The sequence below is a fragment of the Cylindrospermopsis sp. CR12 genome (assembly GCF_001432185.1).
GTDB lineage: Bacteria > Cyanobacteriota > Cyanobacteriia > Cyanobacteriales > Nostocaceae > Raphidiopsis > Raphidiopsis raciborskii.
This window is the reverse complement of the sequence record NZ_LMVE01000081.1, coordinates 54343-79046: the sequence shown is the minus strand read 5'-3', so window position 1 is coordinate 79046 and position 24704 is coordinate 54343. Positions and strand designations below refer to the sequence as shown.

23 protein-coding genes and 1 tRNA gene are annotated in these 24704 nt (G+C 40.0%); 11 read left to right on the top strand and 13 right to left on the bottom strand.

What is annotated here, in order from left to right; translation table 11 throughout:
* Nucleotides 1-107 precede the first annotated feature (107 nt).
* Both ASL19_RS17570 and ASL19_RS09450 read left to right on the top strand, forming a co-directional pair.
* A complete protein-coding gene (locus tag ASL19_RS17570) occupies nucleotides 108-344 on the top strand; it encodes a hypothetical protein (protein WP_152980421.1) in 237 nt (78 codons plus the stop codon).
* 124 nt (nucleotides 345-468) lie between these two features.
* Nucleotides 469-541: transfer RNA gene (locus ASL19_RS09450), tRNA-Phe, on the top strand.
* A 32-nt stretch (nucleotides 542-573) separates the two neighbouring features.
* Here ASL19_RS09450 and ASL19_RS09445 read toward each other — a convergent pair.
* Nucleotides 574-1686 carry a ferrochelatase gene (locus ASL19_RS09445; RefSeq protein WP_057178143.1) on the bottom strand — a complete coding sequence of 371 codons (1113 nt, stop codon included), beginning with the start codon at nucleotides 1684-1686 and terminating at the stop codon, nucleotides 574-576.
* 188 nt (nucleotides 1687-1874) lie between these two features.
* Between ASL19_RS09445 and ASL19_RS09440 the strand changes: the two genes are divergently transcribed.
* The 3 genes from ASL19_RS09440 (at nucleotide 1875) to ilvB (ending at nucleotide 5714) form a co-directional block, all read left to right on the top strand.
* On the top strand, nucleotides 1875-2450 hold the full coding sequence (locus ASL19_RS09440; protein ID WP_057178142.1) for a hypothetical protein: 576 nt from the start codon (nucleotides 1875-1877) through the stop codon (nucleotides 2448-2450).
* A gap of 66 nt (nucleotides 2451-2516) precedes the next feature.
* Nucleotides 2517-3746, top strand: a complete 1230-nt coding sequence (locus ASL19_RS09435; protein WP_057178141.1) for an MFS transporter — start codon at nucleotides 2517-2519, stop codon at nucleotides 3744-3746.
* A gap of 81 nt (nucleotides 3747-3827) precedes the next feature.
* Nucleotides 3828-5714: a biosynthetic-type acetolactate synthase large subunit gene (gene ilvB, locus ASL19_RS09430; protein ID WP_006277133.1), complete on the top strand. Its 1887-nt coding sequence runs from the start codon at nucleotides 3828-3830 to the stop codon at nucleotides 5712-5714.
* Between the two features lie 44 nt (nucleotides 5715-5758).
* Here ilvB and ASL19_RS09425 read toward each other — a convergent pair whose 3' ends face one another.
* The 8 genes from ASL19_RS09425 to ASL19_RS09390 all read right to left on the bottom strand — a co-directional run bounded on the left by ASL19_RS09425 (nucleotide 5759) and on the right by ASL19_RS09390 (nucleotide 12308).
* The gene (locus ASL19_RS09425; protein WP_057178140.1) at nucleotides 5759-6259 is read right to left on the bottom strand and encodes a CGLD27 family protein; all 501 of its coding nucleotides are present in this window, start codon (nucleotides 6257-6259) and stop codon (nucleotides 5759-5761) included.
* Complete coding sequence (rsfS, locus tag ASL19_RS09420; RefSeq protein WP_057178139.1) at nucleotides 6240-6716, bottom strand: ribosome silencing factor; 477 nt, start codon at nucleotides 6714-6716, stop codon at nucleotides 6240-6242. The genes ASL19_RS09425 and rsfS overlap by 20 nt, the downstream gene beginning before the upstream one ends.
* Nucleotides 6717-6816: 100 nt before the next feature.
* Nucleotides 6817-7608 (bottom strand): YdcF family protein, encoded by a 792-nt coding sequence (locus tag ASL19_RS09415; protein WP_057178138.1) that lies wholly within the window; start codon nucleotides 7606-7608, stop codon nucleotides 6817-6819.
* A 43-nt stretch (nucleotides 7609-7651) separates the two neighbouring features.
* On the bottom strand, nucleotides 7652-8164 hold the full coding sequence (locus ASL19_RS09410; RefSeq protein WP_057178149.1) for a hypothetical protein: 513 nt from the start codon (nucleotides 8162-8164) through the stop codon (nucleotides 7652-7654).
* Nucleotides 8165-8192: 28 nt separating this feature from the next.
* Nucleotides 8193-9746 (bottom strand): bifunctional aminoglycoside phosphotransferase/ATP-binding protein, encoded by a 1554-nt coding sequence (locus tag ASL19_RS09405; protein WP_057178137.1) that lies wholly within the window; start codon nucleotides 9744-9746, stop codon nucleotides 8193-8195.
* Between the two features lie 59 nt (nucleotides 9747-9805).
* Nucleotides 9806-10102, bottom strand: a complete 297-nt coding sequence (gene rplY, locus ASL19_RS09400; protein ID WP_057178136.1) for a 50S ribosomal protein L25 — start codon at nucleotides 10100-10102, stop codon at nucleotides 9806-9808.
* Nucleotides 10103-10155: 53 nt separating this feature from the next.
* Complete coding sequence (locus tag ASL19_RS09395) at nucleotides 10156-11490, bottom strand: adenylosuccinate synthase (RefSeq protein ID WP_057178135.1); 1335 nt, start codon at nucleotides 11488-11490, stop codon at nucleotides 10156-10158.
* A 152-nt stretch (nucleotides 11491-11642) separates the two neighbouring features.
* Entirely contained in the window at nucleotides 11643-12308 is a 666-nt protein-coding gene (locus ASL19_RS09390; protein WP_057178134.1) for a diacylglycerol/polyprenol kinase family protein, read from the bottom strand.
* 327 nt (nucleotides 12309-12635) lie between these two features.
* Between ASL19_RS09390 and ASL19_RS09385 the strand changes: the two genes are divergently transcribed.
* Nucleotides 12636-14180 (top strand): HlyD family secretion protein, encoded by a 1545-nt coding sequence (locus ASL19_RS09385; protein ID WP_057178133.1) that lies wholly within the window; start codon nucleotides 12636-12638, stop codon nucleotides 14178-14180.
* Nucleotides 14181-14255: 75 nt separating this feature from the next.
* Nucleotides 14256-16424, top strand: coding sequence for a peptidase domain-containing ABC transporter (locus tag ASL19_RS09380; protein WP_057178132.1), 2169 nt, complete (start codon nucleotides 14256-14258; stop codon nucleotides 16422-16424).
* A gap of 86 nt (nucleotides 16425-16510) precedes the next feature.
* On the opposite strand, the gene ASL19_RS09375 is transcribed toward ASL19_RS09380, so the two are convergent.
* Nucleotides 16511-18097: a glucose-6-phosphate isomerase gene (locus ASL19_RS09375; protein WP_057178131.1), complete on the bottom strand. Its 1587-nt coding sequence runs from the start codon at nucleotides 18095-18097 to the stop codon at nucleotides 16511-16513.
* A 208-nt stretch (nucleotides 18098-18305) separates the two neighbouring features.
* Between ASL19_RS09375 and ASL19_RS09370 the strand changes: the two genes are divergently transcribed.
* Nucleotides 18306-19412, top strand: a complete 1107-nt coding sequence (locus ASL19_RS09370; RefSeq protein WP_057178130.1) for a branched-chain amino acid ABC transporter permease — start codon at nucleotides 18306-18308, stop codon at nucleotides 19410-19412.
* Nucleotides 19413-19456: 44 nt separating this feature from the next.
* Here the strand turns inward: ASL19_RS09370 and ASL19_RS09365 are convergent, their stop codons facing one another.
* On the bottom strand, nucleotides 19457-21184 hold the full coding sequence (locus tag ASL19_RS09365; protein ID WP_057178129.1) for a DUF3685 domain-containing protein: 1728 nt from the start codon (nucleotides 21182-21184) through the stop codon (nucleotides 19457-19459).
* Nucleotides 21185-21240: 56 nt separating this feature from the next.
* Nucleotides 21241-21726 (bottom strand): Fur family transcriptional regulator, encoded by a 486-nt coding sequence (locus tag ASL19_RS09360; RefSeq protein ID WP_057178128.1) that lies wholly within the window; start codon nucleotides 21724-21726, stop codon nucleotides 21241-21243.
* Nucleotides 21727-21882: 156 nt separating this feature from the next.
* On the opposite strand from ASL19_RS09360, the gene ASL19_RS09355 reads away from it, so the two are divergent.
* Nucleotides 21883-22362 carry a CRR6 family NdhI maturation factor gene (locus ASL19_RS09355; RefSeq protein ID WP_057178127.1) on the top strand — a complete coding sequence of 160 codons (480 nt, stop codon included), beginning with the start codon at nucleotides 21883-21885 and terminating at the stop codon, nucleotides 22360-22362.
* 70 nt (nucleotides 22363-22432) lie between these two features.
* Here ASL19_RS09355 and ASL19_RS09350 read toward each other — a convergent pair whose 3' ends face one another.
* On the bottom strand, nucleotides 22433-23386 hold the full coding sequence (locus ASL19_RS09350; protein WP_057178126.1) for a glycosyltransferase family 9 protein: 954 nt from the start codon (nucleotides 23384-23386) through the stop codon (nucleotides 22433-22435).
* A 102-nt stretch (nucleotides 23387-23488) separates the two neighbouring features.
* On the opposite strand from ASL19_RS09350, the gene ispD reads away from it, so the two are divergent.
* Together ispD and scpB are read left to right on the top strand one after the other, a co-directional pair.
* Complete coding sequence (gene ispD, locus ASL19_RS09345) at nucleotides 23489-24166, top strand: 2-C-methyl-D-erythritol 4-phosphate cytidylyltransferase (RefSeq protein WP_057178125.1); 678 nt, start codon at nucleotides 23489-23491, stop codon at nucleotides 24164-24166.
* Between the two features lie 32 nt (nucleotides 24167-24198).
* Nucleotides 24199-24702: an SMC-Scp complex subunit ScpB gene (gene scpB / locus ASL19_RS09340; RefSeq protein ID WP_057178148.1), complete on the top strand. Its 504-nt coding sequence runs from the start codon at nucleotides 24199-24201 to the stop codon at nucleotides 24700-24702.
* The last annotated feature ends 2 nt before the right edge of the window (nucleotides 24703-24704 follow it).

The following is a 24704-nucleotide window of genomic DNA, read 5'->3' as shown; positions in this document are numbered from 1 at the left end:
ACAGGATATATATAAACGCGATTGCGAAGTGATCTCTACGGGATTAACCATAATTGGTTGAATTAACCCTTACCTGGAGACTGTCTGTGGGGGAGACAGGGAATTCATTGTCTCAAAGCCTAAGTCGGTTGAAAACCGACTGGTTTTGTAGTGAGTCATTATGGGTAACCCATTCTACAAATAATTGTGCCTCCTTACAAAGAATAGCGATCGCTCGTGAATATCAAATACTAGTGAGTGGAATTAAATATAAGACACAAATTTCCATTGTCAGAGTATTATGTCCAAGAGACAATAGTCAACTCCCCCTGAAAAAAATTCCGTGGGGATGTAATAGGAGATAGATGGCGATCGCTATTTTATGGGTATTATACAACAATTTTCTTATGAAAAAATTTCTTTGAAACCCCCTTGACAAATAACTATAACTTTGTTATGGTTATCTAATGTGAGCAATAAACAAACCTAGCCGGGATAGCTCAGTCGGTAGAGCAGAGGACTGAAAATCCTCGTGTCACCAGTTCAAGTCTGGTTCCTGGCATTTTCAAATCCCCTATCTCCCCGTTTCCCAACTTAGTGGTGATGGTGATGATGGGTGGACAATTGAAGATTTACTTCCTGTCCTGCTTCCTTCATCAACTCGCTAATCTGGGTGTTAGCCCAACCGGCAGCCATTTTTAAGAATTGTGGGTGGTCATTAACACAAGGCATTTGCACATAGTCTAGACCAGAATACTGTTTCTCTAAATCATGAATTATATGGTGTACATCCAACAGAGTTTCATGATTTTCTGTGGCAAAACCAATGGGCATAAATATGATCACTTTAGCACCCAATTGAATTAAATTTTTGGCAGCTTGAGTAGCATTGGGTTGAGTCCATTCAATTAGAGGTGTGTCGTGGTTTAACCAACCCACAGAAATTAAGGGATAACGGTGAATTAATTTCTCCCTGACTAACTCATAGAGAATTTGACTTTCATCAATTCCTGATGTGAATCCTTTGGCTTTGTGTGGACAACCATGATTGAGCAGTACAATGCCAATTTGGGAGGGTAAATAATTAGTCGCCAAATCACTACTAACTTTTTCCTCTACTAGTCTTGCCATTAAACTTATATATTCTGGCTCATTGTAAAATGACGGAATATAACGCGTTCCCTTGAGCCAATGTTGTTCTCCATCCGATAATTCTGCTAAAGCGTTATTAACTTGTTCAATGGCTATACCACTGGTAAAAATAGAGTCTACTACCAATAAGGGATAGATTAAGATTTTTTCAAAGCCTTGATTTTTAATCTCAGCTAAAACTTGTCCAGGCAAAAAGGGAGCGCAAAAGTTAAAAGCTTTGAAAACTTGAACCTTATTACCCCACTTATGTTGTAATTCGTGTTCAATCCCTGCTCGCTGCTTTTCAAAAATAGCGTTGTGAGGAGAAATAAAATCATGATGGGTATGTCCCCATTCATGACGGTCAAATAATGCCAAAAGTTTAGCTAGGGGAGGATAGATCCAAGTGGGGACGGGTGCAAATTTGGCAGTGAGCAGATTTAAAGCCTGTTCATTATAATTAGCAAAATCCTCATAACTCTCCACTTCACCATAACCCATTAGTAATACCGCTATGGAGTCATGGTTTGGTAGATGGTCGTGAGTATGTTGTAGTTTTTCTGGTGTTACAACCACAATAATTACCTCAATATTTTAGTGGAATCATCTTGGGACTTTTGATGTCAATTTTAAAAATCATCAAAGCCAAAGATCACAATCTATACTTATATCCCCAACCATTATTATCCTATCCCAGGGGATAGGATACTGTTGCACATAAAAATATACATACTCTCAAAAAACTGGAGACGAGGGGTGAAGTTATGCAAATTGTAATCTGTCCTGGAATTCATCAGCGGGAATTAACTCAAAGATTCATCGAGGATTTATGGTCTGTAGGGGAAAATAATCTCAACAATCTACAGATGGATAACATGTTAGTATTTCCCGAGGAGGGAATTTTAACCTTATCAACATTTCATATTTTACTGTTTCTGGGCGATCGCCTGGGGAATAGGTTAGAATTACCGGTGATATTCATTGGGTTTAGTGCGGGTGTGGTGGGAGCGATGGGTGCTGCTATCAAATGGCAAATGCGGGGTGGAAATGTAAAAGCGTTGATAGCTATAGATGGGTGGGGGGTTCCGGTAGGTGGTAATTTCCCCATTCATCGTCTGAGTCATGATTATTTTACCCATTGGAGTTCTGCTATTCTGGGTAGTAAGCAAGATAATTTCTATGCAGATCCACCAGTGGAACACTTGTCAATGTGGGGATCACCGGGAAAAGTGCAAGGTTATTGGCAAAACCTATCCACAGGGTTTTTCGGGTGTCCAACCTACCTGAGTGCAACGGAATTTTTACATTTGCTGCTAAAAAGTTATGATAGTAAGTTATGAGTAAACCGACCATGGAGGTTAAACCTTGGGTCTTGATTTTCGCCAATCACCAATCAAACAATTCTCATGTTTCCCACGGAACCTACTGCAATTAATCAAGGCTTTAGTGCCCTGGTCAAAAACCGCAATTTTATGCTGCTGTGGATTGGTCAACTAATATCCCAGTTAGCTGATAAGGTATTATTAATACTAATGATTGATTTATTGGAGAAAAAATACTTACCTCCCCATTTATCATCGGGGACTGGAAGGTTTTATCTGTATATGGCATTTACCCTACCAGCAATATTCTTTGGTTCGGTTGGTGGTGTAATTGTTGACAGAATGCCCAAGAAGTTAATTATGATTGGTTCCGATGTCATTCGCGGTGTATTAACACTGAGTATAGCGTTCTTGCCTCGACAGCTGGGGATTCTATTAGCACTGAATTTTGGTATTTCCTCGGTTACTCAATTTTTTGCCCCAGCGGAACAAGCTACCATACCTCTTATGGTCAAAAAAGAGAACTTGATGGCAGCTAATGCTCTATTTAGTAGTACCATGATGGGTGCACTAATAGTGGGTTACGCCTTAGGCTCTACTATTTTAAATGAGGCGGAACATATTGGTATTGAGTTTGGTAAAGAACTACTGGTGGGTTTATTATACTTGCTATCTGCTGCTATTATGCTACCCATCCAGTTTCGAGAACAGCGTCACACTTCTGTAGTCAACCCGGTGGCAGAATTTTTACAGGGTTGGCAATATCTCAGGACAAACCGCTTGGTATGGAATGCTATGGTTCAGATTGTAGCTCTATACTGCGTTTTTGCATCTTTACTGGAATTATCCATTAGACTAGCAAACAGACTAAGATTAGAACAAACAGATTTTAGTTTTTTCGTAGCTGCAGCTGGTGTAGGTATGGTTCTGGGCGCAGCAATAATTGGGCATTTTAGTCAACAGCTAGATCATCAACCCTTACCCCTAATTGGGTTTATATTTATGGCATTGGCATTGGGAATGTTTATTTTCACCTATAACCTTCCCTGGGGTTTATTTCTATGTGTTTTCCTGGGTCTAGGAGCATCCCTGGTTAACGTGCCCATGCAAACCCTAATTCAACAATATACTCCCCCATCTATGCACGGGAAGGTATTTGGCTTTCAAAATCACGCCGTGAATATTGCCCTTTCCTTCCCCCTACTAATTACTACTAAACTGGTGAATGCTCTGGGTTTATCTTTATTTCTGTTTGGCATGAGTCTCACTGTGGCTATAATTGGCCTGTGGACCTGGCAAAATACTAGAGAATAAATAAAGTGTCGGTTTTTCAATTAAAATGGTATCCTAAATACAAAATCCAGGCTTAATTTTAGTTATATTTTGAGGTTAATCGTGCGATCGCCTTCTCAAATCAATTCCTCACAGTCTGAAAAGCGCAAGTCTGCTCCTATCTCCCACTCCTGGACCCAACCCATAAGAGCAACCGGTGGTTTTGCTCTGTTGGATAGTCTACTCCGTCATGGAGTGGAGTATATTTTTGGTTATCCCGGAGGAGCTATACTTCCTATTTATGATGACCTGTATAAAGTAGAAGAAACAGGTAGTATTAAACACATTCTAGTTCGTCATGAACAAGGTGCTTCCCATGCTGCGGATGGTTATGCCCGTGCAACGGGCAAGGTGGGGGTATGTTTTGGTACTTCCGGACCGGGAGCTACCAACTTAGTAACAGGTATTGCCACCGCCTACATGGACTCCATACCCATGATAATTGTCACTGGACAAGTACCCAGACCCGCTATTGGTACTGATGCTTTCCAAGAGACAGATATTTATGGTATTACCTTGCCCATAGTCAAACACTCTTACGTGGTGCGGGATCCCAAGGACATGGCCAGAATTGTGGCTGAAGCCTTTCATCTAGCTAGTACGGGTAGACCTGGACCAGTTCTCATAGACGTTCCCAAGGATGTAGCCCTGGAAAAATTTGACTATACCCCAGTGGAACCAGGTTCGGTTAAATTACCGGGATATCGCCCCACAGTTAAGGGCAATCCTAGACAAATTAATGCCGCTATTCAACTAATCACAGAAAGTCGCAAACCACTCTTGTATGTCGGTGGAGGAGCGATCGCCTCTGGATCCCATAAAGAAATCAAAGAACTGGCGGAATTATTTAATATCCCAGTCACCACCACCCTGATGGGAATTGGTGCATTTGACGAACATCATCCCCTGTCCTTGGGAATGTTAGGTATGCACGGAACTGCATACGCTAATTTTGCCGTAACAGACTGTGACCTACTAATTTGTGTAGGGGCAAGATTTGATGATAGAGTAACAGGAAAACTGGATGAATTTGCTTCCCATGCGAAAGTAATTCACATTGATATTGACCCAGCGGAAGTGGGCAAAAACCGAGTTCCGGAAGTTCCCATAGTTGGGGATGTGAAAAACGTCTTAGAAGACCTATTGAGGCGATGTCATAACAATCATCACAATCACCATAATCGCAATCAGGAATGGCTAAACCTAATTGGTCGTTGGAAACAAGATTACCCTCTCATTGTTCCCCACTACCCTGATAGCATTTCCCCCCAAGAAGTAATAGTGGAAATTGGCAAACAAGCTCCCAACGCCATTTACACCACCGATGTGGGACAACATCAAATGTGGGCTGCCCAATTCCTCAAAAATGGACCAAGACGGTGGATTTCTAGTGCGGGTTTAGGCACCATGGGTTTTGGCGTACCCGCAGCTATGGGAGCCAAAGTAGCCTTTCCTGAAGAAGAGGTCATTTGTATTAGTGGTGATGCCAGTTTCCAAATGTGTTTACAAGAACTGGGAACCTTAGCACAATATGGCATAAATGTCAAGACCGTAATTTTAAATAACGGTTGGCAAGGAATGGTAAGACAATGGCAAGAGGCCTTCTATGGTGAGAGGTACTCCTGTTCTAATATGGAAGTAGGAATGCCTGATATTGAGCTTTTAGCGCAAGCTTATGGCATTAAGGGCATGGTGATTACTAAACAAGAAGAGTTATCACAAAAAGTAGCAGAAATGTTAGAGCATAAGGGTCCAGTAGTGGTTAACGTTCATGTCACTAAAGACGAAAACTGCTATCCCATGGTAGCACCTGGTAAGAGCAATGCCCAAATGTTCGGGTTACCCAAACCAGGACCAACCACAGTAGTAGAATCAACGTATTGTAACCATTGTGGGACCAAAAACTCTTCCACTCATAATTTTTGTTCCCAGTGTGGGTCTAAATTGTAATTGTGATCAGTCACGGGGGAGAATTACTTCCCCGGATTTGGTAACTAGAACAGGTTCCAGACCAAAATGCCAGTGAAATATAAAATAGCCACCACGCCAAAGGTCATCTGTAAGCGTCCCAAAATGGGTTTAATTTCATAAGCCACAATTAAACGATCTCGATCAATAATTTCCCGTGGCTTATGCCATATTTGTCCATCATACCAGCCAGATTCCTCATATAAGACCGTGGCACTGTAAAGGCGGTCTTTTATATAGAACCAACCTAGATACAACCTGATTAGTACCAGAACCACCACTAGACTAGCAATAGCAGTACCACAAAGGATAAAATGAAATATATGCTTTTCTACAGGGAAACTAGAAGCTGAAACCGGACCAGCTATCAACCAAGACCAACCCCAAATCCATAAAATTCTGGTCAGGTAACCACGCGAACCTAGGGTACTCTCCCCAAAAAACCAGGAATTTTTTAATTCCTCGTACTCGTGGAGCGGTTGCTGTTCAATGGGAACTGGACAATTATCAACCGAAGATCTTATCATTTGGATCATCCTCAAGGTCTTTAGGGTTTTCTAAAGGAATATGCTCTGCATGACTCCAGAACGCTTCCAAATTATAAAATTCTCGTTCCTTGGGCATCATAATGTGAACAATCACATCCCCATAGTCTTGTAACACCCAACTACCTTCCCCTTTTCCTTCTGTGCGCAAAGGACGACGTTGTAATTCCGTTTGCACCTTTTCTTCTATAGCAGAGGAGATGGCCCTAACCTGGACCCTGGAATAACCAGTCATCACCAGAAAATAATCGGACAGGTAGGAGACATCTGTTACCTTGAGCAGTAAAATTTCGCCTGCTTTACGTTCTGATGCTGCTTGTGCTATGGTGAAGGCTAATTTTCCACTGCTATCTCCAGTTTCCACCATTGGGGTGTTTACTGTCTTTTTGCTGTGTGGAATTGATTTTAACGGTAAATTGCTTGGGAAATAATCAGTCATTAAACCTCAACTGTTACACGCCATAAAATAGATGATAACAGAAAACCTCATCCTTACGCAATGCGGAGTTTATTGTGGGAGCGTCAATCCACCAGTAATTCTATAACCAACCACGCAGAGCATAGACTAAGTAACCAATATATTCTTTTAAAGCGTTGGTAAAATCATTTAAATTGTCAGCATTGGGGAACAAATTTAATATGGTGGACTTAGGAGTAGCAATTAGTTCTTCTAGGTCACTCCGACTGACAATAAAATCCGTGGGAGCGGGAATTACCTCCACACCCTGACGTTGAAAAATTTTCAGAGACCGGGGTGTGTGCATGGCTGAGGTTACCAATAACACTTTTTTGATTCCCCGACTTTCCAGGATTTTCTTGACATTGACGGCGTTTTCGTAAGTATTCAAGGAATTTGGTTCCTCAATAATTACTTCTGGAGGAATACCTAGAGATATGAGAATAGTAGCCATATCCGCTGATTCTGGTGTTCCACCACCACGCCAATCAATACGTCCACCACTTAAAATAATCAAAGGTGCTTTTTTTTGTCCATAGAGTTGAGCAGCATAGATTACCCTGTCTCCGGACTCGTTCAAGTCTACTGTGGAACGAGGCCAAGCAGCTGGTTTGGTAGCACCACCCAGAACCACAATCGCTTCAGCTTGGGGTATTTTTTCCAGGGGGATGTTTTGCCATTCCAGGGATGCAACCAAACTTTTAGATACCCACCCATTACCAGATATGATTACTATAGCTAAGGATATCCCAATCCAACCCGCTGCAATTTTAGGACGTTTCCATAGGGTGATCAGGGCAATAACTAAACTTATACTAGCTAACCCCAAAGGATAAAAAAACAGCGGTAGTAGTTTAGAAAGATATAAAAACATAGTTGGTATATTGTGGTTTAACAAAGGTTGGGCAAAAAGTTACCTATTTTTCCCAAAATCGAAAAGTGAAACTTCCGGGAGGACGACGTAACCGACGAACAGGTAATCTTTTTTTCCGCTTAGTAACTCTAGTATCTGATTGTTCAAGATCATCATCCTCTACTAAATCATCTTGAATTTGAGTGACGGTTAATTCCTTGCTTCTCCACCAAGCAATAATCCAACCTCCACCTAAACCAGCTAGACAACCAAACAAAATACTAATAGGAGCAGAATAACCTATAAACAAAAAACTAAACATGAAAACTAAACAGTATTTCAGCGCAGCATCAATACCATCATTAGCAGCAACATTGGGAATTGTTTCGTTATTCTCGTTAGCAATAGTGAACCAACCTAAAGCTAAACCACCCACAATTCCCAAAAATACGCATAGAATTAAAGAAGCTCCCGCAAACCTGGAAATCGCAGCTAATAAAAACCCAAACACGAATTGAGAAAAAAAGTTGGGTGATGTGGACAGTATTTCGCTGAGGATATTTTTGTTGGATGCCATAATTTCATCACTCTCATCTAGCTTTAACTTATCTAAATTTACCACTAATCTGTTGAGCCAAAGGTTGAGTAGTATCTACTACCATAATGTATGGTAGTTCCTCCTCCGTAAATACTTCGTATTGCTCAACTTGACTTGCTAATAATTCGGGAGTAGCATCAGTAATATCATTACTACGGTGTAGTATACGTTCCTCTAACACCTCTAATGGTGCAGTACAGTAAACAATTTTTGCAGGTAGTTGATGTTTATTTGCTTGATCAATTACCTGTTGACGTAAATACCTACGATCATATTTAGCATCCAGAATCACAGACCAACCTTGATTAGCCAGTGTAATTCCCCATACTAACAACCGATTGTAGGTCTTTTGAGTCATTTCTGGAGTGTATATTTCATTGCTACCCCGCTCCCTAAGAGAAATACCCGCCAGATGTTTTCGCACCGCGTCAGAACGTAAATGAACCGCCCCCAGTTTAGCAGCTAAATACCTCCCAGTAGTACTTTTACCAGAACCAGATAACCCACACATCAATATTAATTCTCCCTGTCTGGGTTGGGTGTATTTCCACGCCTGTTGATAATATTTTTCAGCTGTTTGGGATGCGATCGCTCTAGTTTCTGACCCTATAGCTTTATCGTCTAATAGAAATGAATTTACCTTAGCTCTGACATAAGCTTGACGAGTTAAATATAAAGGTAGTATTTGTAAACCCTCCCAGTCTCCGGTTTCCTCAACATAAGTATTTAAAAAGGTATTTGCTAAATCTTCTCGACCTTTTGTCTCCAGATCCATGACTGTAAATGCCACATCATACATAACATCCACGAAGCGAAAGGTCTCATTAAATTCAATACAGTCAAAAAGGATAATTTCTTCATTCCACAGAGCAATATTTGCTAAGTGTAAATCTCCATGACATTCACGGATGCGTTGGTGGGCGATTCTGCTGGCAAATAATTCCGAATACTGCTGACAAAACTTATCTGTATAGGCTTTTGTTTCTTCAAATCTGGACTGAGTTTGGGGTCCACCACTATATTTTTGAATATATTTTAATGTTTGAATATAATTCTCATCAATAGCTGACCGCACTAACCCTACTTGACCAAAACCACTGATATAATCATTGGTAAGACATTTAGTGTGATAGTCAGCCAGCAACCTTCCTAGTTCTTGTAGATGGAGCTGATTTAACTTACCTTGGGAGAGTAGCTGACTAAATAAAGCATCTTCAGGAAATTGAAGCATTTTCACTGCATACTCCACAATTTCACCCTTTCCCTCCAAATGGTATTTTCCACCACTCCAGGTAATGGGTACAACTTGTAGATATAACTTACTGGCACCACGTTGATTTAAGCGTAATTCTTCCTGACAAAAATGTAAGCGCCTATCCAGAGTTGAGTAATCTAAAAAACCAAAGTTAACAGATTTCTTCAGCTTATAGACATAATTGCCTGTCAAAACTACCCAAGAGATATGAGTTTGAATGACTTGAATAGGTTGAGTTACAGGGTGAGGATAAAATTCCGCTTGTAACATCTGATCAACTAAATTTTCAAGACTTGTAGTTTCCATTGAAGTTATATTTAGTTTTCAAGAATCCCCGTACCTGCAGCACGAGGATTCAAGACTGCTTAACTCTTAGCTGCAAAAAAACTCAAATGATAGGGAGTTCCCTTAGCTGGGTGAACTTGAACTTCCCTCAGAACAGTTTTACCAGTCCATTGAAGATCTGGAATACTCAGTTCAATTTCCGTCTTATTAGGTGCAGCTTGTTTAAGTAAGCGGTCAACTGTTTTAGCTTCCACAGCCAAGGAAATTGACTCAGTACCGTTATGTCCATACAAATTGGCGGGGATTAAACCAGAACGGCGTAAAGCTTTGGGTTTAATGCCTTCTGGACGTTTTTGAGATTCTACTGTCAGTGCCATACTAGTTTTAACTTGTCAATTAGTTATCAATTAATCACCAATCACTGTTCCTGCTAAACTGCAACTGGTGTACCATTGGGTTGCAATAAAGCCCGTTTTGGGCCGTGGATTGGATCCTCCACAATTATAGTCTGATCACGACTTGCTCCTAGGGAAACAATCGCGATCGGAACTTCCATCAACTCCGCTAGGAATCTCAGATATTCCAAAGCCTGCTTAGGCAAATCCTCTAATCTACGGCATTCTGTAGTAGAAACTTGCCATCCAGGTAAGGTTTGATATATGGGAACACAGCGGGAGAACTGACGGGCACTAGTGGGGAAATGTTCACACCGTTGACCATCAATTTCATAAGCTACACAAACCTTAATTTCCTTCAACTCATCCAGAACATCTAGTTTAGTAATAGCCATACAATCCATCCCATTAATACGGACAGCATAACGTCCAATTACCGCATCAAACCAACCACAGCGACGTTTTCTTCCCGTAGTAGTGCCAAATTCTGCGCCCCGACTGGCTAACAAATCACCAATTTCCCCCTGGAGTTCCGTGGGGAATGGTCCTTCACCCACTCTGGTAGTATACGCCTTGGAGACCCCAATTACCCGATCTATCATTGTTGGTCCCACACCCGTACCCACACAAGCTCCTCCAGCTACAGGATTGGAAGAGGTAACATAGGGATAGGTTCCATGATCTAAATCCAGAAGAGTGCCCTGAGCACCTTCAAACAGAATATTACGTCGTTTTTGCACCGCGTCATATATTCTCACCGAGGTGTCAACCACAAAAGGACGTAATCTTTTGGCATAACCCAAATACTCCTGAAAAACCTGTTCTGGATCCAGGGGAGGAAGATTATACAACTTCTCTAAAATTGCGTTTTTATAGTTTATTGTCCATTCCAACTGTTCTCGTAACCCGTCAGCATCCATCAGATCTAAAACTCTGATCCCAGTTCGTTCTGACTTATCCGCGTAGGTTGGACCAATACCTCTTCCGGTGGTGCCAATTTTATGACTTCCCCTCTGCTCCTCCGAGGCCCGATCAATCAATCTATGATAGGGCATAGTAACGTGAGCAGTCTGGGATATGCGCAAATTGTCCGTGGAAATATTTAATTTTTCTAGTTTGTCGAGTTCTCCTATTAACACCTGTGGATCAATCACTGTCCCACAGCCGATAATACACTCGGTATCTGGATACAATATACCAGAGGGAATTAAGTGCAACTTAAATGTTTGACCGTTCACCACTATTGTATGACCGGCATTAACTCCCCCCTGGTAACGTACCACCACATCTGCAGAGCGGCTGAGTAGGTCGGTTATTTTACCTTTTCCTTCATCGCCCCACTGAGCACCTATGACAATGACGTTAGCCAAGAGATTATATTAAAAGTAAAGTTTTCACAAACGATCATTATCACCAGATTGTTTGGCATTTGTCAAGAGGTTTTTTCAGATATTTCACCTAGGAAAGTGAACTGCTTCTCACCGTTTAACCAAAGGAGAAAACCATATCGTTAAAATCATAATCATTGACTGGTCAAACCATAGGCCAAAATAGCACTACCAATGGGAACCGTTAAATTATCAATCCCCAAAAAGGAAACGGATTCTAACAATGTGGCAGTGATAGATACTAGCGCTGATACTAACCATATTTGCCAACTACTTCCCCGTGTTGCTAACAAAATAATTACACTTACTAAGTAACTGACCACTGTCATGGTTAAAGAACCTTCCCAACTTTTATTCGCGCCAAATAGATAATACTTGTGCTTACCAAATCTTTGTCCAATTAGTGCTGCTAGTCCATCACCCCAGGTCATAATTAAAATACCTAAAGCTGCATACTCTGGTTTATGCAAGTACCAGAAATATCCAACCAAAATTCCAATACTCACAGCATAAAAAAAAGTGCCTAAACTTTGTCTCCCCACACTATTAATTCCAGGCAAAATTGGCACAAAATATGATATGACGCTAATTAGACCAGCTAAAATTGCCGCACTAATTCCCACGTAAGCAGGAATATGGAACCACCAAGCTAATAAAATTACATTACCACTACCAATATGCACAATTTTACGGATGATTTCCGGTTGACTAGGAGTAAACCGACTGACTAACCAAGCAATTAATATGATCAAAAAGACCCAACCAGCAGCGATCGCAATTTTCAGCCACAATGGAAACATGGATTCTAAACCGGAGAATATAATCTTGAGATATACAGTTATTATCAAATATTAGGGAATTCCTCAACCCAACTTCTTTAGTCTAAACTCCAGATCTCAAACAAGTGAGGTACTTCTCTAACCAATAGAATCTCCATTTCCTCCCTTTCGCTTTCTAAAGTCTATCCTCGGATTTATGAATTCCTGAGCAATAGTGCTTATGTTTATATTATTAGATGGAAATCATAAGAGTTAACAAAGATGACCTTTGGTCAATAAATATCTATGGCTATTGCTAAACGTTACTGAGTATTGGCGCGTATTTGTAAATTATTGCCATAAAATACTGTGAAATTTTTATACCAATATCAAAGAGATTCTCAATCTGGTATTGAGAATGGATATGATGATCCAAATTTTGAACATTTGCACCCGGTTGAAGTGAATGAGTTTCTCCCTCAAATTCATAGATTGACTAGTATTGGTGCGGGGATAATGTTGACTATTTTTTTGGTCGGGATAGCTCTAACAACTATACTGACTTATAAAACAACCGTTAAAGTAAGTGGTACTATTAGACCGGTGGGAGAAATCAAATTAGTTGAGTCAGCTATTTCTGGGGAAGTGCAAAGAATTTTAGTGCAAAATCATCAAGTAGTTCGTCAAGGAGATAGCATGGCTTTTGTTGATGATTCTCAATTACAAACCCAAAAGAAACAATTAGAAGATAGCATTCAAAAATCTCAATTACAACTGCTAGAAATTGACTCTCAGCTCAATGAAATTCGTAACCAAATTCTAGATCAGACTAATTTAAATGAGCAGACAATTTTTGCTGCACAATCGGAATTTATGGGAACTCAACGTAATTTTGATGATCAACGGATTAAGGGAAATGCAGAATTATTGCAAGCAGAAATTGCTTTTCAATTTGCCAAATCCCAACTACAACGACTAGAAAAACAGGGAATTCTCAAATCTACTATCCAAGAAGCAGAAACTGCTTTAAACCTCGCTATAATTCAAAGAAATAGACTACAAGCGATCGCCAGTTCTGGTGCTATTCCTGCGAGTCTTCTAGAAGAAAAACAACAGGCAATAAAATCTGCGCGAGCGAAATTAGAAAGTGCCAAGAATAATGCCCAAAGTCTGTGGGATGATAAACAACAGGCTTTCAAAACTGCCCAAACAAATCTATATAAAGCCAGAACAACTATGAATCCCAGTAATTCGGCTGTGATTATTGCATCACAACGCATAAAACAGGAACAAGTGAGGGGAGAAATGACTATTGCAGCTTTAAATAAAGAACTGGGCAACTTATTACAACAAAGGCTAGAAATACAAAAACAACTAACTCGTTACCGTCAGGATTTGCTGCAAACAGAAATTAACTTACAAAAAACTGTAATTCGTGCACCTATTACTGGAACACTGCTACAATTGAAACTTCGTAATCTTGGACAAGTGGTTCAATCTGGTCAAGCGATCGCCCAAATTGCTCCGCTCAATGTTCCGTTAGAAATTAAGGCTTATATACCGAGTCAGGAAATTAATAAAGTACAAGTGGGACAGAAAATTCAAATGCGAGTTTCTGCTTGTCCTTATCCAGATTATGGCACTCTCAGGGGTAGGGTTAAAAATATTTCTCCAGATGTTTTGCCTGGTAATATTATAACCAATAATATAACTAACAATATAAACAATAATATAACCAATAGTAATGGCATAAATGGATACGAAGTCACTATGCAACCAGAAACATTATACCTTGGTAAAGGACAAAATAAATGTTATCTACAACCAGGGATGGAAGGAGGTGCTGATATTATTTCCCGCCAAGAAAATGTGATGCAATTTATCCTCCGCAAAGCTAGACTAATTAGTAATTAGGGATGGGGAATAATTTATCTCGATTTCCATACTTTGTCAAGTATTACTCATTAATAAGTCCCACACTCAAATATGATGTTTAATCCATTCCAACCTAGAAAAAAATACGAATGTGTTTTACAAGCAAGTGAAGAAGACTGCGGAGCAGCTTGTCTAGCTTCCATCTGCAAATATTACGGGAGATTTCTCACCATTAATAAAAGTCGAGAAGCAGTAGGAACGGGACAATTAGGAACAACATTATTGGGCTTAAAACGTGGATCGGATAGTTTAGGATTCAATTCCAGAGCGGTTAAAGCAGCACCGCAAATTTTAGACACAATCACAGAAATTCCCTTACCAGCTATTATTCATTGGCGAGGTCATCATTGGGTCATTCTCTATGGTACTAGGGGCAAAAAATATGTCATTGCTGATCCAGCTGTGGGTATTCGCTATATTGAACGCCAAGAATTATTAGCAGCTTGGAATGGAGTAACTCTATTATTAGAACCTGACCCAGAACAGTTTTCTAGCCAATCTCAAGAGCAACCTCATGGTGGTTTGTTACGCTTTTTCTTGAGGATTCTACCCTATCGTGGACTACTAGCACAAGTTATTATTATCAATATTATTCTGGGTGTGTTAGCTTTAGGAACTCCAGTTCTCATTCAATTATTAACCGATGATGTTTTAGTCAGGGGTGACCTACAACTACTCTCAGTAGTAGTGTGTGCTGTGGTCGTGATGACCATATTTAGTAGCAGTTTACAACTAATACAATCTACTATGATTGCCCATTTTGGGCAAAGATTACAATTGGGATTGGTCTTGGATTTTGGTCGTAAATTGTTGCAATTGCCTTTAACTTATTATGAGTCCCGTCGTAGTGGTGAAATTACCAGTCGCTTGAGTGATATTAACGAAATTAATCAGTTGGTTTCTCAACTTGTCATTCTTTTGCCTAGCCAATTTTTTGTGGCACTTATTTCCTTAGGACTAATGCTATTTTATAGCTGGCAATTAACCATAGCAGTTATAATTTTCGCCGCTGTTATGACTGTGGTTGCTCTACCATTTTTGCCCATACTGCAACAAAAAACTCGTAGTCTCTTGGTTTTAGGAGCAGAAAATCAAGGAGTATTAGTGGAAACCTTTAAAGGAGCTCAGGTTGTAAAAACAACCAATGCTGCACCCCAATTTTGGGATGAGTTCCAAAGTCGTTTTGGTCGATTCGCCAATCTGAATTTTAGCACCATTCAACTGGATATTATTAATGGCACTATCGCCAAACTTCTTTCTAGTTTAGGTGGTGTTATTTTATTAGGTTTGGGCAGTATATTGGTGATTAACCATCAATTGAGTATTGGACAAATGCTGGCGTTTAATACCCTACAAATTAATGTTTTGGCTTTAATTGTATTTCTGGTGGGACTGGTGGATGAATATTTTCGTTCACAAACCGCAATCTCCCGATTATTAGAAGTAATTGATGCTACGCCAGAAGTAGTGGGCGGTGGACAAAAACCAATTGCTCAAATTGCTGGTGATGCGGATATTTTTTTTTCTCACTTGACATTTCACCATCTGGGAAGGGTAGATCTATTAGATGATTTTTCTCTCAAACTTCCCGGTGGTAAGATTATTGCTGTCATTGGTAAATCAGGTTGTGGTAAAAGTACCCTGGCAAAACTTTTAGCTGGGTTATATCAACCCAGTTCAGGAAACATCCGAATTGGAGTTTTTAATATTCATGATCTCGCCCTTGATTGTTTACGCCAACAGGTAGTTTATGTACCTCAAGAACCCCATTTCTGGAGTCGTTCAATTTTAGAAAACTTTAGATTGGGTATACCTAATCTTTCTTTTGATCAGATAGTTCAAGCTTGTGAAATTGCTGATGCTGACGGTTTTATCAGTCAACTACCTCATAAGTATCAAACCGTTTTGGGAGAGTTTGGAGCTAATCTTTCCGGTGGACAAAGACAACGATTGGCGATCGCTCGAGGAATACTCAATAACCCTCCGGTTCTCATATTAGATGAAGCTACTGCTGGATTAGACCCTGTCAGCGAAACCCATGTTCTAGACCGACTATTGGCATTTCGCAAGGGAAAAACCACAATTTTAATTACCCATCGTCCCAGCGTGATGCACCGCGCTGATTGGATTGTCTTATTAGAACAAGGGAAAATTCAATTACAAGGTAGTTTAGAAACTTTTACCGCTCAACCTGGGGAGCATTTGCACTTTCTCACTATTTAGCGGTTAGAAACTGTTTAATCTCCATCAACACCGCTTTTATCCCAAATCCCCGATGTCTTTAAGATATCGGGGATTCAAGACCGTCTTTAAGTCAAAGAAACAGTTAAAGTTCCCGGTTTACTCAAGTCACCTGTCAAAACCACACCTCGATTATTAGCATGAAGATGACGGAGAATTTTGTAAATGGGTTCTACTTGCTCACTAGCACCCGCTTTATCAGCGATCTCCTCAATGGTTAGTCCTTTCTTTTCTGATTGTAATACCTTGATTACCTTATTCTGTAAGTCCAGTATTACTGCTGCTGCTTTTTTCCCTGCTTCTACGCCTGGTTGATGATAAGCATTAACATTTACCAAACTAGCATATAAACCCACAGCTCTCTCATACAATGCAATTAATGCCCCTACTGTTTGAGCATTAACCTGGGGAATTGTCACAGTAATGGAATCCCGATGATTCTCATAAAGTGCTTGACGGGTTCCTAATAAAAACCCAGATAGGTAATCACCAGCAGTTACACCAGGATCAATTTCCGAAGATGCACCTTGACGATCTTCCAACACCTCAATTAAGGTGGCAAAAAAATTAGGCACTCCTTCTCTTAACTGTTGTACATAAGCATGCTGGTCTGTTGAACCTTTGTTGCCATACACAGCAATACCTTGATATACAGTCTTGCCATCTAGGTCTTTCTCTTTGCCTAAAGACTCCATTACCAATTGCTGTAAGTAACGGCTAAATAATAACAAGCTGTCTTTATAGGGTAAGACAACCATGTCCTTTTCACCTTTACCATTACCAGAAAAATACCAGGACAAAGCTAATAAAGCTGCTGGATTATTTTTAATGTTGGCAATGCGAGTAGCATCATCCATCTGTTTAGCACCATCTAGCATAGCACGAATATTAATACCCTGCAATGCTGCTGGAACTAAACCCACAGCGGACATTTCTGAAGTCCTTCCACCTACCCAATCATACATGGGGAAGGTTCCTAACCAGTTTTCTGATTTGGCAACCTTATCCAGATTACTACCCGTACTAGTAATGGCGATCGCATATTGGGCAAAGTCTAAATTTCTACGGGAGTATGCCTGTTTCACCTCTATCATACCATTGCGAGGTTCAGGTGTACCACCAGACTTAGAAATAACTAATACTAGGGTGCTACTTAACCTATCTCCCACGCGGGAAAGCACTCGGTCAATTCCTGCAGGGTCACTATTGTCGATAAAGTGAATGTTAAGAGGGGGAAGGTCAGGAGCAAGTGCTTCTGCAACAAATTGTGGCCCTAAAGCTGAACCTCCAATTCCAATGGAGATAATATCGGTAAAGCGGTTTTCTTTAGGAGGATGTATGGCTCCAGTGTGCACTTGATCTGCAAAAACTTCGATTTCTTCTAAAGTTCTGACAATTTCTGCTCTCAGTTGGGAATTGGGTGCTAAATCGGGATTTCGCAACCAGTAATGTCCCACCATGCGATTTTCATCGGGATTGGCAATTGCTCCCTTTTCTAGGTCTACCATTTCCCTAAATGCTTGCTCAAATTTTGACTGTAATGACTCCACGAAAGTGTTATCAAACCGCATTCGGCTGATATCTAGATACAGTCCTAATCCCTCGTGGTAATATAACCAGTCTTGGTATCGTTGCCAAAGTTCCTTAGCATCCATAATGAGGGAATTCTCACATAACTTAGTCAAACTCCAGTTTAATCTATGGTTTTGGCGATCCCTGCTCTGTCTTATACAGTTTGTAATCAGGAGTTATGACTTTGGTTAAATATGGTTAAGTTTTGTTAAATGTTCTTATTATATCACATTTATGGCTTATCTTATGTGAAGATGGCCCACCCTTATCCCTTTTTAAAAATCCCTGGTTATGAGTGAATACCTGATCTTCTTGGCTATTTCTACCGCTACTTTTTCTTTGTTTGCATTGGGACTTAATTTGCAGTGGGGTTTTACTGGTCTGATTAGTTTCGGTCACATTGCTTTTATGACTTTAGGTGCCTATACCACTGTTATTTTAAGTCTCAAGGGTATTCCTCTATTTTTATCTGCTGTTGCTGGAGCAATTGTGGCTGCTTTGTTGGGTCTGATCATTGGTTTTGCTACTTTACGTCTGAGAGAAGATTATTTGGGCATTGTCACTATTGGTACTGGCGAGCTGATTCGGTTAGTTTTTAACAATCAAGATTTACCAGTGGGCGATCGCTGGATATCTGGAGCTTTTGGTATTCAAAGTTATGTGATTCCCCTAGCAACAACACCTAATTTATTGTTCCGATTACTGATGATTGGGGTGCTTACTTTACTTACAAGTATTACTTTATTTTCTCTGTGGCGCTGGGTAAAAAATACTCGCAAGAATAACCATAGAGCAGAATTTACTTCCCATTTGGTGGTAGCCATAATTTTGGGTTTGTTGTCATTAGCGATTTATATTGCTGGTGTGCTAGGACTTTACAACTATAATCCCAAAGCAGGGTTAATGTTACTGGTCTTATTAGTTCTAGCTTTTGTATTTTGGCGGTTAGAATTTTTAGTCCAATCTCCTTGGGGACGTGTTCTTAAAGCAATTCGAGAAGATGAAGAAGTACCTAAAGCTCTGGGTAAAAATGTTTTTTCCTACAAATTACAATCTTTAATCTTAGGTGGTGCGATCGCTGGAATTGCTGGTGCTTTTTTTGCTTGGCAACTGAGTGCTATTTATCCCGATAACTTTCAACCACAACTGACCTTTGATGCTTGGATTATGGTAATTTTAGGAGGGTCTGGCAATAATCTGGGGACAATTTTGGGAGCGGTAATTTATTTTGCCTATGATGCTCTAACCAGGGAATTTTTACCCAAAATAGTTCCTTTAGATGCGGAGCGTATTGGTGCTTTTCGGATTATGTTCATCGGTTTCATTCTTATGAGCTTAATGATTTGGCGACCTCAAGGTATTTTAGGAAAAAAGGAAGAACTAACTCTAGGAAAATAGTTGATTGGTTTCAAAGGAGGTTGCTAGTGGACTTTTAGTCATGATTATTTTCTGGGTTTATCCCCTAAGTTTACACTACCAAGACCCTGGAGTACACCACGAGCAATTAATCCTAAACCTCTACCAACTATTTTTGTTAAAATAAAAACTATAACATTCCCCACAAAAGATAATAGAGACTGTAACCGAGGTGCGATCGCATCTCTAAACTCCAGTGCTAGTGTTACTGCTAGGGGAATACCGGAAAGGTTGGCTAGTTGGTGATTACGGGGGGAATAAATAGAAGTTTTAGTAATACCACGAGGTGCAATGACAAACAGTTCATAACGACTTTCAAAAATTGCCTGGGGTTCACCAAAATAGCGACTCAACCAGTACTTCCAAGATAGGTTGTTTCTAAATCTTTCAATTTCTCGTGTGGAGATAAAATGACGGTCATAAAAATGTTGTTTGACAGTTTCCACATCGGCTAAAAGGTTAATTAGGGGTTGCAATACACCATTGGCAATTTGAATCAATAGATTTTCTAAAATCATTAATATTTGATAATTGGCTGACTCTGAACCTGGAGAATACAACCTATTATCCACATATAAGTCCGTTTGCCAAATTAGATAGGATACTAATTCTTCAACCAGGGGAATTTTATCCAAGATTTCAGTTTCTACCCCCCTAGCATTATCTAATAAAAATCCCACTGTTTCTATGGTACTCTTACCCACATTTACCTGGGGGAGTTGACCATAAAACTCTCTGACTACTCCCTCCCATAAATCATAAAGTATTTCCTTTTTTAAATTGGATAGTTGGGAAATCTCAAATTGGCAATCTCGGAGTTTATCTAGGCGTTGAGATAATTTTTGTAATATCAGATAAAGCAGTTCCTTTTTTTTCTCTTCCCGTAAGATATCAATTTCTAATGGCACTTCCCCTATATTAGGTAAGGGAAACTGCAGCTTGTCAAGGCAAGACGTAAATATTATTGATTGTAGAGCTTTTTTAGTTTGTAATGGTGACCTAGCTATTGGTACTGACTCAGATTCACCAGGATTCCTAAGAGGGGGAACAGGTTGTGGTTCTGATGAACCAAATAACTGATGTACTAACCAACCCGCAGCTAAGAGTTCTCTCCTATGTCCAGCTAAAATGACTCGCTCCAATAATGGGATTCCAGGAATCCTTAGTCTTAGCGTAATCTTGGTCAAATCTCGGGTGATATAACTAATTCCCGATGAGTGGATTTTATGTGTCCAGCGGGTCAAGGGTGAATCTAGAGATTTACTAGGATTTTTCTCCCACCAATAATAACCACCCTTGGCAATTTCCTCCATAATCCCCACTAATAGGGAAATTGATATACCTTTGGGACAATAGCCATTCACACCTAGATTTTTTGCTGTCAAAAGAGTTTCTGAATTGGACACAGCTGTAAGCAATAGAACTGGTATATGGGGATATAGAGCTTTCAGTTGTTCACAAAATTGTAACCCTAACTCTGCTTCTTGAGAGTTCCTACCCAATTCTAAAACTATTAGGTTAATTTCTCTGTGGTCTTTTTTTGGTTCTTGACTATTTTCGTTTTCATCAGTCTGTTCCTGACTAGAAGCAGTGTCACCTAATAACTGTAACGCGGCACTATCATTAGAAACGTCACCTACTACTTTAATAGAGGATGAAGCTTCTAAAGCAATTCTTAAACCCAGACGAAAAATAGGATCTGAGTCGATTAATAGCGCACCCAGATGTGAGAAAGTCAAAAGGCGATCGCTCATGTCAGGTCAAGTAAAAACAGAATTTTTTCCCAGTTCGGTCAATATTCGTCTCTAACTCACTCAAAGGAATGTAAGTAATCAACACTATCAATACTATCACCATGTTTAGGATCACGCATACCAAAAAAGTTAATGGTATAACTTTTTATTCTCACGCCTGTTTGTAATTCAACTTGGCGAATTAAGTCCAAAGGTAATTCCACGTGTACATCAATAACTTCATGATTGTCAATACAGCTAACATGACTATGAGCTTGGGTAACACTGCCATATAATCTGCCATGACTATGTTCAATACACTCAATAATCCCTTGACTGGAGAGCAATTCCAAATTTTGATAAACAGACGTATGACCTATTTCCTTACCTTTTCTATTCAGACGATCATAAATCTCCCTAGCTGAGAGATGTTCCTTAGATTCCCAAAGTAACTCTAATATAAAGCGACGCTGACGGCTAATTCGCAGGCCTAAAAGTTGACATCGTTCTAAAGCATCTTCCAGGGAATGAATCCCCAGTGTAGAAATAACAGGTTTCTGCATATTTTTAGTTTTAAATGTATGAATATGGCTTTAGCTGGAACTGGCTTCGCTCCATTTGATTTCCCCCCCCCACTGGGAATCGGCAAATTGCTGGCATTAGGAAATGAAAACTGCTACCGTTGATGTAGAAGTACAGATCAATAAGCCAACAGGTCAATGACAATCAGCATTCAGGTAGGTCGGGATTCTATCAATAACTTAGATTTATCACCCGCACTAAAAGTAATTGAATCAATTCTCCAAAAAGAGTCAATCATATCCCAGGAGCAGCAACTGCGCTTTGATATTGACTACCCAAGACAAGATGACGATCCCAGAGAAATCTCAGAAATTCCAGAGATCCGACTATGGTTTGTGCGATTAGATGCCCAATATCCATGGCTACCATTTTTACTAGACTGGAAATCTGGCGAGCTAGGACGTTATACAGCCATGTTAGTACCTCACGAATTTCACAAGAAAGAAGGTATACAATATAACCCTGAATCTCTAGAAATTTTCTTGATGCACAAAATTTTTATTTTGAGTAACTGGTTAAAGCAGAATCAGATACCTGCCAGGTTCCGTTTAAAATCTCTAGCGCAAATGTTAGGTTATGAATTAGAAGATGGTTTTTTTGAAATGATTGATAGTTAAGAGGATTTAGCTATTAACTACGACTATAATAGCAAATAGCAAAAATTTTGTCCCCTTCCCTCTTAACTACCTAACCCCCCCAAATTGTTTTTAAAACACTTGCTGGTGGAATATCAGCTGTTTTACCTGTGGGGGATTTAATAGCTAAGAACTTGTAATTAACGGGCATTAACTTAGTTGAATCCGCAGAGCTTAGTAAGGCAATAGTATAGGTTTGTATAGCTATGGCTAATTGTAAAGGAGAACCATTAACAGTAATCATTAAACTGGCACCACCAATAATAGCAGCCAATTTACCAATGTCGGGAACGGGAATAGCCTTAATGTCAGGGAAAGATTCTAATAAAGAAGGGACAAAATAGTCATCACCCTGTTCCTTAACCACTAAGATGGGCAAATCTGCCTGTTTTTGCTCACATTCTCCAATAATTTGCCGCCAACTATCTATAGGGTAGATATTGTCGGGATCAGAAGATAAATCACCATAACCACCATAAATCAAAATGTAGCCTGTTTCACCAATACCTAATCGTTTTTGTTGCTGTTTAGCCCACTCCACATCTGGTTTGAGCAAGTTGATGGCTAGGGGTGGACAAGCTGTGTTAATGCCTAAAGGCTGTAATAGATCATGGTAGATATGAGGTATGTATTGGGAAGTGTTGGGAGAAATGACATGGGTAAGAAAATTGGACCCACTACCCTGGAAGCCAATACGGGTAGGAATACCACTCAACCAAAGAAACAAACCAACAAACCAACTTTCTCCCGCAGTAATAGCTACGTCATACTCACGGTCGCGGATTGTTCCCAACAGGTTGCTCCAATCTGCTAAACTATTACGGTCTTTGTAATCAAAGAGAAATACCTCGTGAACACACTTGTTCACCTGGTAAGCAACCTTTGATCTAGGTTCCACAATCACATCTATCCAGGCATTTGGATAAGAACGCTGTAGAGAATCTAAAGTAGGAAAGAAAAGAATCTGATCGGCAATGGAACCAGGTACAAGGGCTACTACTCGCATAAATAATATATTTATTGAGGCTTATCGTTCCTATTTTATCGAAAATCGGGATCAGAAAATTCCTTTTCTCAAGTCTTAGTGGTCGTAAAATCGAGGAAAACAGTGTATTTATTAATTCCAGCCGCCGGTAGCGGCAAAAGAATGGGTGCTAATTGCAACAAATTGCTATTGAAGGTTCACTCTCAGTCTATTATCGCTTGGACCTTATTGGCCGCAGAAGCTGCCAGCCAGATCCGTTGGATCGGGATTATTTCTCAACCCTCAGAATGGCACGATTTTAAAGCTATTGTGGCTGGTTTGGCTATGACTAAACCTGTGGAGTTTATTCCGGGCGGTACTACTAGACAAGAATCTGTTTACAATGGATTACAAGCATTGCCATCAGAGGCTAAGGAAGTGTTGATTCACGATGGAGCACGCTGTTTAGCAACACCAGAATTATTTAATGCCTGTGCGATCGCCATTCTCAATTGCCCAGGACTGATTGCTGCAGTACCAGTAAAAGATACAATCAAGGTGGTGGGTGAAAGTGGTATAATTGAGTCCACGCCAAAACGGGAAAAGCTTTGGGCAGCTCAAACCCCCCAGGGTTTCAATGTGCAGTTGTTAAAACAATGTCATGCAGAAGGGGTACGTCAAGGGTGGGAAGTAACCGATGATGCAGCCCTATTTGAAAAGTGTGGCATCCAAGTACGCATAGTCCCAGGAGAAGAAACCAACCTAAAAGTGACAACTCCCCAAGATTTAGCGATCGCTGAATTGATCCTCAGTCTCAGATGATTGCCCTCCATATCAACAGCAAATCTCCCAACATGTCCCAAGAAAATATACCTATATCTCTGAAAATAGAGGCAGTTTTATACTTAAAGGGTCAATCCTTGTCTTTGAGTGAAATTGCTGAATATGTAGGATGCGATCGCTACACAATTGAAGAGGGAATAATAGAACTAATGGACAATTATGCCCGTAGGGAAAGTGCCCTAGAAATTGTAGAAACAGAAGGTAGTTATGGTTTACAACTAAGAGCAGACTTTCAAGATTTAGTACAAACCCTAATACCGGTAGAGTTGGGAGTCGGGTCCTTACGAACATTAGCAGCGATCGCCTTAAATAGTCCTATTTTGCAAACTGACTTAATTAATTTACGAGGGTCCAGTGCATATCCGCATGTTGCTGAACTGGTAGAGTTAGGATTTATTCGCAAAAAGAAGGATCCCAATTCCCGGTCTTACTCCCTACAGGTAACATCAAAATTTCATCAATATTTTCAGATAGACGAGCTACCGCAGCAGAAAATCAAGGAGAGAGAAATATAAAA

Excerpts from the sequence above, each read along its gene's own strand:
- ASL19_RS09415 (WP_057178138.1), bottom strand. The coding sequence starts at position 7,608 with ATGTTTTTATATCTTTCTAAACTACTACCGCTGTTTTTTTATCCTTTG.
- scpB (WP_057178148.1), top strand. The coding sequence starts at position 24,199 with ATGTCCCAAGAAAATATACCTATATCTCTGAAAATAGAGGCAGTTTTA.
- ASL19_RS09370 (WP_057178130.1), top strand. The coding sequence starts at position 18,306 with ATGAGTGAATACCTGATCTTCTTGGCTATTTCTACCGCTACTTTTTCT.
- ASL19_RS09375 (WP_057178131.1), bottom strand. The coding sequence starts at position 18,097 with ATGGATGCTAAGGAACTTTGGCAACGATACCAAGACTGGTTATATTAC.
- ASL19_RS09360 (WP_057178128.1), bottom strand. The coding sequence starts at position 21,726 with ATGCAGAAACCTGTTATTTCTACACTGGGGATTCATTCCCTGGAAGAT.
- ASL19_RS09405 (WP_057178137.1), bottom strand. The coding sequence starts at position 9,746 with ATGGAAACTACAAGTCTTGAAAATTTAGTTGATCAGATGTTACAAGCG.
- ASL19_RS09390 (WP_057178134.1), bottom strand. The coding sequence starts at position 12,308 with ATGTTTCCATTGTGGCTGAAAATTGCGATCGCTGCTGGTTGGGTCTTT.
- rplY (WP_057178136.1), bottom strand. The coding sequence starts at position 10,102 with ATGGCACTGACAGTAGAATCTCAAAAACGTCCAGAAGGCATTAAACCC.
- ASL19_RS09355 (WP_057178127.1), top strand. The coding sequence starts at position 21,883 with ATGACAATCAGCATTCAGGTAGGTCGGGATTCTATCAATAACTTAGAT.
- ASL19_RS09410 (WP_057178149.1), bottom strand. The coding sequence starts at position 8,164 with ATGGCATCCAACAAAAATATCCTCAGCGAAATACTGTCCACATCACCC.
- ASL19_RS09435 (WP_057178141.1), top strand. The coding sequence starts at position 2,517 with ATGTTTCCCACGGAACCTACTGCAATTAATCAAGGCTTTAGTGCCCTG.
- ASL19_RS09380 (WP_057178132.1), top strand. The coding sequence starts at position 14,256 with ATGTTTAATCCATTCCAACCTAGAAAAAAATACGAATGTGTTTTACAA.
- ASL19_RS09365 (WP_057178129.1), bottom strand. The coding sequence starts at position 21,184 with ATGAGCGATCGCCTTTTGACTTTCTCACATCTGGGTGCGCTATTAATC.
- ASL19_RS09425 (WP_057178140.1), bottom strand. The coding sequence starts at position 6,259 with ATGATAAGATCTTCGGTTGATAATTGTCCAGTTCCCATTGAACAGCAA.
- rsfS (WP_057178139.1), bottom strand. The coding sequence starts at position 6,716 with ATGACTGATTATTTCCCAAGCAATTTACCGTTAAAATCAATTCCACAC.
- ASL19_RS09350 (WP_057178126.1), bottom strand. The coding sequence starts at position 23,386 with ATGCGAGTAGTAGCCCTTGTACCTGGTTCCATTGCCGATCAGATTCTT.
- ASL19_RS09440 (WP_057178142.1), top strand. The coding sequence starts at position 1,875 with ATGCAAATTGTAATCTGTCCTGGAATTCATCAGCGGGAATTAACTCAA.